Raw genomic sequence first — 8,051 nt, forward strand, 5'->3', positions numbered from 1 at the left:
ACCTAACTATCTAATATCAATGAAAAACCGGAACCCCCTTATAGGAAGTTCTAGCTGTTAAAAATTCGCGAGTTTTGCTTCGTATACAGGATATTGCTCAAAGGACCCGTGAATATATTTTTCAATTGAGCAGAGAAATTAATTACCATCTGAATCAGGCTGGCATAACAGCTGTGCATGGTCGCTTTGTTGTAGCGCTTCCATTCTTGCTCGATGGAACTCTCTATCATCTTCATGCTTACGCGCTTCACGTTCGTCACGCTTATGTTGAAACCACGCATTAACTAAGAATGTTAATGCTGCGAATATAATCCCCAGTAATATAGCCCACTCATTCAAGCTAAATATCCCTCCAGCTGCAGTGCCTAAGCTTGCGCTGTAGGTCGTTACACTGACGGCCTTTTGCACAGCTATATCACTTGTTTCTATTCGCATTGTTCCACTCTCGCGCTCTTAATAGCTGCTCATTGCAGGCATCAATAACGGTCTCTAAATACACTGTGTACTGACTGTGGGATGTATTGTCTCCAACAGCTTGAATACTAACCTCACAGGGTTTAATGAATTCATTAGGCATCTGCACAAACTCATACTCAGTTTGTACGACTGTTTTGATTACAGGCTCTAGCGTTGGCGTACTTGAACACGCTGATAACAGCGCTAGGCACACAGTCATTAGCCCAGTTCTTAGTTGTTTCATTAGTCGATAGCCTTAATGCATCAAGTTGTGAGTTAGTTGTTTGAAGCTTATTTTCGATAGAGGTAAGTTGTGCTTGGTGCTTTGCACGAATTTGTTCCAGTAAAGTGCGCTCTTTTAGCAATCGCTTATTTTGCTTCTCAGCATTCACTAAGTTGTTAGCCAGCATCTCAACCTGATTCTTATAGCTCTGAATAGTGCCGAGTAGCTGTTCGTTACTTTCACGCGCTTCATCAAGCTCAGCGCTAACGCCCAAATATCGAAACACTGATATCGCAAGCATCACTCCCAAGCCTGAAAACAATACTTTGTTTAAACTAAACATCGCTAAGCTCGCTTAAGCACAACTGGCGCTCTGCTTCACGGCGCTTAATTAAGCCTGGTAACTTCTGGCCATCAGCGTAAACCCAACGCGATAACTCATTACACGCTTTCACTCGTTGGTCATTGTTCAAAAGTTTTAATAACGTGCTGCTACGAAAGTTCCCAGCACCCACGTTGTAATGAAATGACAAGTAAGCAGCATGTTCGCTTGCTGACATTGATACGCTAACAGCTCTTAGCAGCTGCTTGTTATGTTCGCCTAAGTCTTTAGCAAACAAACTTAAACATTCATTCTCTGTGTAGTTTTTGCCAAGCTCAGCTGTCGCTGTGTGACCAAAGCAAGCGGTAACCACACCAACAGGATCGACGTAGCCCGTTCTTACCTCACCTTCAAACTGTGCAATCGTAACGCCTGCAAGCGCAAGTACACCGGTAACACCAGCGGCTAATAGCTTGTTTACTTTCATAAGGGCCTCTAACGAAAAAACCCGCTCAGGCAAAGCCAAAGCGGGTCAACAACAGGAACGTGAGCTAAAAAGCAGAAACAAAAAAGCCCGAGGCGTTAACCTCGGGCTTTATGTTGTAGCTTTGCTAAGCTTACCTGAATTAGTATAGTTTCTGTCCGGACAAAAGCAATAGTTTTTGAAAAAAAGATCTAGGCAGCTTTGATAAGATCGCTAGCAACCCAGCTAACTATCTCACCCACTATCGAAGATACCTTTGTTTTATTAATTTTAGTGCTCTGTGCGATCACTCTACAGCTTAAACCTAAGCTAAAGTACTGGCGAGCAATAAGCGGGTAAGTAGGATCTAAATGCCGCATTCTCGCAATACTGGCATCAAGCACCTGCGCATAGTCATCTTTAATCACTAAAGGACAACCGTTGATGTCTAGCTTAACAGAACGTGATGTAACGAGGTTCTGAGACTTGAGCGTTGGTAAGTTCTTCTCTCTCGCCCACAGGCCCCATTGTGCTAAATCGTTTTCTGCCTGTTCTCTTAGATCTAATTGCATCCTACATCCCCGCCGCAAAATAGTTTAAAACATTGGTGTCATACTCACTTTTACCGTGACACACAACCATGACAGCTACAACCCTTGTATTTACTGGTATTGTCATACTGTCATACTGTGTCATAGTGTTTTTACATACATTAGTAAGTAACATTATTAAATAGAATATAGATATCAAATGCGTCCGCTCGCACGCGCGCGCGTATGTGTGCGTGAAAACACCGTGACACACTGTGACACTATGACAAAGCCTTATATGGCAAGGGCTGCAGGTGGTCATGGTAAATGTCACTGTCACACTAAAATAATTATCTAGCATCCCAAAACCCCTTTGGCGGAAAATAAAACGCAGGTCGCTTACCTTTTATAAGCTTTTTCTTTTTCTCAAAACCAAGTCGATGCATAATTTGGCCAACACGTTTTTGTTCAGGTGGGCGCATGGCGTGAGCATCCATACCTAGAGCTTCTTCCATAATTTCGGCACAGGAATAATCCGAACGCATATTTTTAATAAGCCATTTGTAGATAAGCTCCTCCCATACATCGGAGTCGAACCTATCCTCTTGCTGCTCTTCAAACAGGTGTTTGTATTCATCAGTAGGCCACCAAGGTGTCCCCTCATTTAATAAGTGAACCGCCTCTGCCCATAACTGATCTCTATCTCGCTTTATGGCCTCTTGGCATATCTTCGTACACATCACAGGCCAATAGCGCCGGTTACCCGTTGAGTCTTTTAAATACCTATCTTGATTTGTGGTACCAATAAAAACACATTGCCGCGGGAATTCTTGAACCATTCGCCCATAACTGGGGCGGTACCTATCAACTTGCGAACCAAAGAACTGTTTAGCTTTGGTGTTTTCAGCCTTATTAAAGGCATCAAGCTCTGCAAGTTCAATTCCCCACATCCCCTGCATTTGTTGAAACGTATCTTTTTCGCCTAAAGCCATCGGAGTATCAGTGAACCAATCACCAAATAGGTTGTGGCACATCGTGGATTTACCTAACCCTTGCAAGCCCTCTAAAATCAAAACCGAGTCAACTTTTACAGGTGGCCGCATTACCCGAACTACAGCAGAAACCAAAAAGAATGTGCCAACCATAGCCGCATAATCTGAGTCTTCTACACCTAAGTAATCATGCAACCACATAGCCACTCGCGGCTTACCATCCCACTTTATTGACGTTAAATAGTCCTGAACGGGATGAAAGGCATGCTCTTCTGAATGAACCAAAATAGCACCAAGTACATCACTGGGTTTAGGTGTAAAACCATAGCTTTCAGATAAGTAAATACGTAAGCGCTCGGTATCGGCATCAGTCCATTCCCCAAGCTTTGCCATTTTAAACGGTGGTAACTTACGCTTAATGATCCGATAGCTAAAATTGCAATAACCTAAAACACCATCAAAAGAAGGATCATGTTCTAAAACCAGCTTCGTATTACTAATATTCGCTTGCGGATTGCCAGCATTCGTTCTTTGGAAAAGCCGTTGCCACGGCTCATCCCCCAGTGAACGCTCCCGCGCGTCAGCGTTTTTCGGTGGCGGGTTATCACCATCATTAGCGCTAGGCTTATCAACAACAGCAGATAGCTGCTTTTTAACCTCAGCTAAACCAGCACTTACATGTAAGTCATTCCAATCTGTTAAAGAACTAGAGGCCATCAAGCAGCCTCCTTATTTAAAATACCAGAAAAATCTGGTGCAGCAACAAGGCCATTAACCGCAGCTGCTGCTTCATTCGCTTTTGTTATACCAGGATTACCCTTTGTATTAACGTCGTTATCTGCACAAAACAAAAAGGTCTTATCTTTTAGCTTTTCTGCAAATGCCAAAGCCACAGGTAACAAATTACCCGCATCAAGCGCCACCGCACACGGCCAACCAGTCGCCATATGAATGCTCGCGCCCGTTGCATACCCTTCACAAACAGCCAAAATATTACAGCTACTTGCTTTACCAATAAAATGAAACAGCCCTGATTTACGGCCATGCTTTAAAAATAACTTGGTACCAGTATTGTTGATTACTTGGATGTTCCAAATCTGCTTATTAATATCAATGAGGGGAATGGCCAGACTGCCACGCTTGATATGTAAAAACGAAAAGTCCCTACCTTCATCTTCGCTAGGTAAAGTATCAAAGAAGGCTTTTATCTCTTTACCACCTTCAACTAACTCAGTAGTAAAGTTATCGCGAATAATCAAAATAAACGACTTTTTAAAACCTAACACCCCATAGGCATTTACTTTTTTATCGCTTAAGTACTTATTTGATTTTATCGGTATAGTGAAGTTTTCAATGATGTATTTGGAAAAGTCACTAATTACCCCATGCCAACGCTGGCGCGCAGCTTCATCCTCTGCTTCTTTCGCTTCGCGCTCTTTTGCTCGTTTAACGTAATCAGCTTTGAGTTTGGCTTGTTGCTCAGCCGTCATAGGTTCACGGCTAAACGTAAAGCCCTTCTCTTTAGCCATGCCAATTACAGTACCAATCGTAACACCGCCGCCCGCTTTTACGCTGCGCCACATGCTTTTAACATCGCTTGGCTTATAACGTTCACCGCCAGCGCTCCATGAATCAAAAATATCAAAGCCCGCATCAGCAAACTCATTTTTAATGCCCATAGCAATTCTAACCCAGGTATCACGATCTAAATTTGGGTCAAGATACTGCATAGCATCTTGTACATCTTGTAGCGTTGCCTGCTGCATAATTAAAATTCCTATTAAAAAACGCTTCCCTAAATTAGTATGTTTAGTGACCAAACCAACAAACTAAAATAAGGAAGCAAGTCTATGAAACCTGATAACCCGTTTGATAAACACCTAGCAGTAGCTCAATCTAAAATGCCTGAACATCTAAAAAATGTTGCTTGCGACTTAGTTGACCAAATGGACCTAGCCAAAAAAATTACAGATACCGTTTTCGAAGATGCATCAACACCCGAGTTAACCATTCAAGTTTATGATCGACTAATCAAAGAGCTTGCGCGCGATACTGATTAAATAGCTCATCACAGCTAATTAATTCGGATGTATATGGGGGTCTCAAAATAACCCCCTTGTAATTTGCTTCACATTCTTTAGCGCCTTGCTCAGCTGATTCTTTTAAGTGAATTAGCAACTGATCTTTATTTGAAATCACATCTAAAGCTGTCTTATTTGTTTTCTTTGTTTTCATCTTATTAGCTCCTTGGGTTCCTGCTTATTCTATTTCAGGTGGTGAAAGGCTTTGAGGTAAAAGCGCTTCATAATTTTTAGAAAACACAGCTTGCGCCATGCGTAGAAAGCTCTCTGTAGGGTAAGAAAATACTTGGATATGCATGTCAGATTTATGGAAATCTGTAATATGAAAGATCAAGTCGTTAGCTTGGTGTAGTTCCTCTATGCGTGTACTAACCAAGTTAGCAACATGCTTATCGAGTTTACTTAACGAACCTTGCAAGCGTTCAATAAGTGGAATAACAGCATCGTTATCAACACTAAAATCTATTTTTACGTCTGAGACCTGGGCCATAAATTACCTGTATAAAAAAACATATATTCGTTTAGCTAAATTCCCACTTATTGATTGGCTAATCTAAAAGCTCAACAACACAGGAACAAAAAAATGAAAACAATCCAATCAAGCAGCTTGCTTTTCATCTTCTGGCGGATAAATGTCAGGTCTCAACTCATGACGAGAAACACCCGTCACTCTCTCAATCAAAATAACTTTATTCGGGGCAATATTTCCCGTACGAAGCCAATTAGAAATATTTTGCTGAGAAGTATTAATGGCCTGAGCTAATTTTACTTGTCCACCGATGGTAGAAATGGCTTTTTGTAACCCGAGATGAATACTCATTTTAATACCTATTTTTGCATAACCTCCAAATAGGATACAACTTAAATTGTATTAATCAACAATTTATATTGTTTTTTATTGTACAAATTATTTTGTAAACTAAACAAAACTAATAAAGTACCTTCTTATGAATACATTAGCTCAACGTTTAAACTATGTTTTAAAAGATAAAGGGGTCACCCAAGAGCAAGTTGCCTCAGCTGTAGGTTCCAGCCAGCAATCAATCCAAGCTATCTGTGCAGGAAGAACTCTAAAGCCAAGAAATCTAGTGGCAATAGCTAGGTTTTTAAATGTTTCAGCTAACTGGCTTGAATCTGGGCATGGTTATATGGAACTTTCCGAGGGTAATACACAAACACTTCCTCAGAACAAATCTAACGTACCTCTAATAAGCTGGGTACAAGCTGGCGCTTGGACAGAAATCAGTGAAGCATTCCAAATCTCTGAAGTTGATGAATTTTACCCATGCCCTGAAAAACATAGCATTCATACTTTTGCTTTAAAAGTTCTCGGTGAATCAATGTCTCCTGATTTCATAAATGGCGAAATAATTTTCGTTGATCCTGAAGTTGAAGCAAGAAATGGTTCCTGTGTTGTTGTTAGACAAAACGGTAATTTAGAAGCTACATTTAAACAACTTATCATTGACGGAAGTCAAAAATACTTAAAGGCGCTTAATCCAAACTGGCCTTCACCTATTATAGAAATGCTGCCTGATGCAACTATTTGCGGTGTTGTTATTGGTAGTTATAGAAAAAGAAATTAATTTAAAAATAAATAAAACATACAAAGGAAATGATATGGCACTAATAAAATGTAAGGAATGTGGTCACCAAATAAGTAAAAAGGCAGAAAGTTGCCCTAATTGTGGTGCTGTACTTAAGAAAAAAAGAGGTAATATTGGCTGTGGTGGTTTAATCGTTGTATTAATCGTATTGTTTTATTTCTACTCTACTATCCAAGACTCACGTGAAGAGTCAGCCAAGCAGCAAGTTCGTTCTTCCCAACTAGCTCAATACAATCAAAATAAGGCTCAACTACTCGAGCAAATGAAACAGCTAATTGATCAAGGTGAATACCTAAAAGCAAAACGATTAGCTGGCGCATATAACACCGTTACAGACCCCGAATTAGTCAAACTCAAAAATAAAGCTACTGAACTCGAATTGGTAGAAAAAGTTGCGAAAATACCAACCGCTGAAACAAAAAAGAACTTTGAAATTTATGAAAAGCTTATAAAGTTAGCGCCAGAAAATAAGACATATAAAGACAAGTACTCGTTTTACAATGAAAAAATGAATCGAGTTCGCTCTATAGAAAAGCAATTTAGTCAATTTGATGGCTCACATACTTTGCTAGAAAAAATGATCAAGAGAAGTTTAAAGAACCCCGATAGTTATGAGCACGTTGAAACAGTTTACTGGGACAAGGGTAATTACATATTAGTAAAAACGACATATAGAGGGACTAATAGCTTTAACGCGGTTGTAACAGATTCAGTAGAGCAAGCTTTTACAATCGAAGGTGATGTATATAATAAATAAATAGATAACTTAACAACCCTCTTAAACCGCCTCCTGGCGGTTTTTTTATGCCTATCACAAACCCTGAAATACAATTTAAATTGTTTTTTGCGTTGACATTTACAATTTATATTGTAGATTTAAAAAACAAATTAAATTGTTATTGAAGCCATGAACCCATTACGCACAGAAACTGGATACCAGCTTGACGATATGCACGTAAGTGCAAAGCCATATTCTCGCTTACCTGCACAGCAAGCACGTACGCTGCTGCTCGTAGCAAAAGGCCTAACACAGAAGTCTATTGCTGAATCATTGGGTGTAAAACCCACCACAGTTCGCCAAGCCTGTAATGAGCTCAGCTTCAAATTTAACACCCATTCAATGCGCCAAACGGTACACCAAGCAATTAAGCAAGGTGTGTTGCGTTACACCATGTGCCTAGTGCTTGTGTTGTTAAGTGCAACTAACAGTGACGTTGAGCGCAGTTTTAGAACGATTCGAGTAACCCGAACTGTTCGCACCACCCGTTTACGCCGACTGCGTGAACTGCAAAACGACTTACTAGCAGCCTAAGGCCAAGGAGAGTGAATATGACCAAAGTATTTATATTCCCAACAGCACGCAATAACGCAGCAACA

At 40.4% G+C, this 8,051-nt stretch carries 14 protein-coding genes; 4 read left to right on the forward strand and 10 right to left on the reverse strand.

Annotated features, from left to right (window positions below; genetic code table 11):
- Positions 1–138 precede the first annotated feature (138 nt).
- From C2M25_RS10355 to C2M25_RS10380, 7 genes are all read right to left on the reverse strand, one after another.
- Positions 139–435, reverse strand: a complete 297-nt coding sequence (locus C2M25_RS10355; RefSeq protein WP_105181049.1) for an HP1 family phage holin — start codon at positions 433–435, stop codon at positions 139–141.
- Positions 416–700 carry an Rz1-like lysis system protein LysC gene (gene lysC / locus C2M25_RS22310; protein ID WP_442792975.1) on the reverse strand — a complete coding sequence of 95 codons (285 nt, stop codon included), beginning with the start codon at positions 698–700 and terminating at the stop codon, positions 416–418. The genes C2M25_RS10355 and lysC overlap by 20 nt, the downstream gene beginning before the upstream one ends.
- Complete coding sequence (locus tag C2M25_RS10360) at positions 594–1,022, reverse strand: hypothetical protein (RefSeq protein WP_105181050.1); 429 nt, start codon at positions 1,020–1,022, stop codon at positions 594–596. The genes lysC and C2M25_RS10360 overlap by 107 nt, the downstream gene beginning before the upstream one ends.
- On the reverse strand, positions 1,015–1,488 hold the full coding sequence (locus C2M25_RS10365) for a lysozyme (RefSeq protein ID WP_105181051.1): 474 nt from the start codon (positions 1,486–1,488) through the stop codon (positions 1,015–1,017). Before C2M25_RS10365 ends, C2M25_RS10360 begins: the two co-directional genes overlap by 8 nt.
- Positions 1,489–1,676: 188 nt before the next feature.
- Complete coding sequence (locus C2M25_RS10370; RefSeq protein ID WP_062570605.1) at positions 1,677–2,036, reverse strand: antiterminator Q family protein; 360 nt, start codon at positions 2,034–2,036, stop codon at positions 1,677–1,679.
- A gap of 308 nt (positions 2,037–2,344) precedes the next feature.
- Positions 2,345–3,703 (reverse strand): virulence-associated E family protein, encoded by a 1,359-nt coding sequence (locus C2M25_RS10375; protein ID WP_105181052.1) that lies wholly within the window; start codon positions 3,701–3,703, stop codon positions 2,345–2,347.
- Entirely contained in the window at positions 3,703–4,752 is a 1,050-nt protein-coding gene (locus C2M25_RS10380; protein ID WP_105181053.1) for a PriCT-2 domain-containing protein, read from the reverse strand. The genes C2M25_RS10375 and C2M25_RS10380 overlap by 1 nt, the downstream gene beginning before the upstream one ends.
- A gap of 84 nt (positions 4,753–4,836) precedes the next feature.
- Here C2M25_RS10380 and C2M25_RS10385 point away from each other — a divergent pair, with 84 nt between their 5' ends.
- Positions 4,837–5,046 (forward strand): hypothetical protein, encoded by a 210-nt coding sequence (locus tag C2M25_RS10385; RefSeq protein WP_105181054.1) that lies wholly within the window; start codon positions 4,837–4,839, stop codon positions 5,044–5,046.
- Here C2M25_RS10385 and C2M25_RS10390 read toward each other — a convergent pair.
- The 3 genes from C2M25_RS10390 to C2M25_RS10400 form a co-directional block, all read right to left on the reverse strand.
- A complete protein-coding gene (locus C2M25_RS10390; protein WP_105181055.1) occupies positions 5,018–5,221 on the reverse strand; it encodes a hypothetical protein in 204 nt (67 codons plus the stop codon). The two genes, C2M25_RS10385 and C2M25_RS10390, sit on opposite strands and share 29 nt — an antisense overlap.
- 24 nt (positions 5,222–5,245) lie before the next feature.
- Entirely contained in the window at positions 5,246–5,557 is a 312-nt protein-coding gene (locus C2M25_RS10395) for a hypothetical protein (RefSeq protein ID WP_105181056.1), read from the reverse strand.
- Positions 5,558–5,665: 108 nt separating this feature from the next.
- Positions 5,666–5,887, reverse strand: coding sequence for a YdaS family helix-turn-helix protein (locus C2M25_RS10400; RefSeq protein WP_105181057.1), 222 nt, complete (start codon positions 5,885–5,887; stop codon positions 5,666–5,668).
- A gap of 127 nt (positions 5,888–6,014) precedes the next feature.
- Here C2M25_RS10400 and C2M25_RS10405 point away from each other — a divergent pair, with 127 nt between their 5' ends.
- From C2M25_RS10405 to C2M25_RS10415, 3 genes are all read left to right on the forward strand, one after another.
- Entirely contained in the window at positions 6,015–6,653 is a 639-nt protein-coding gene (locus C2M25_RS10405) for a LexA family protein (RefSeq protein WP_105181058.1), read from the forward strand.
- Positions 6,604–7,431, forward strand: coding sequence for a zinc ribbon domain-containing protein (locus C2M25_RS21840; RefSeq protein WP_199775174.1), 828 nt, complete (start codon positions 6,604–6,606; stop codon positions 7,429–7,431). Before C2M25_RS10405 ends, C2M25_RS21840 begins: the two co-directional genes overlap by 50 nt.
- Positions 7,432–7,581: 150 nt before the next feature.
- Complete coding sequence (locus C2M25_RS10415) at positions 7,582–7,986, forward strand: helix-turn-helix transcriptional regulator (protein ID WP_105181059.1); 405 nt, start codon at positions 7,582–7,584, stop codon at positions 7,984–7,986.
- Positions 7,987–8,051: the final 65 nt, after the last annotated feature.

This window comes from Pseudoalteromonas sp. T1lg21 (genome assembly GCF_002964625.1).
Classification (GTDB): domain Bacteria; phylum Pseudomonadota; class Gammaproteobacteria; order Enterobacterales; family Alteromonadaceae; genus Pseudoalteromonas; species Pseudoalteromonas gelatinilytica.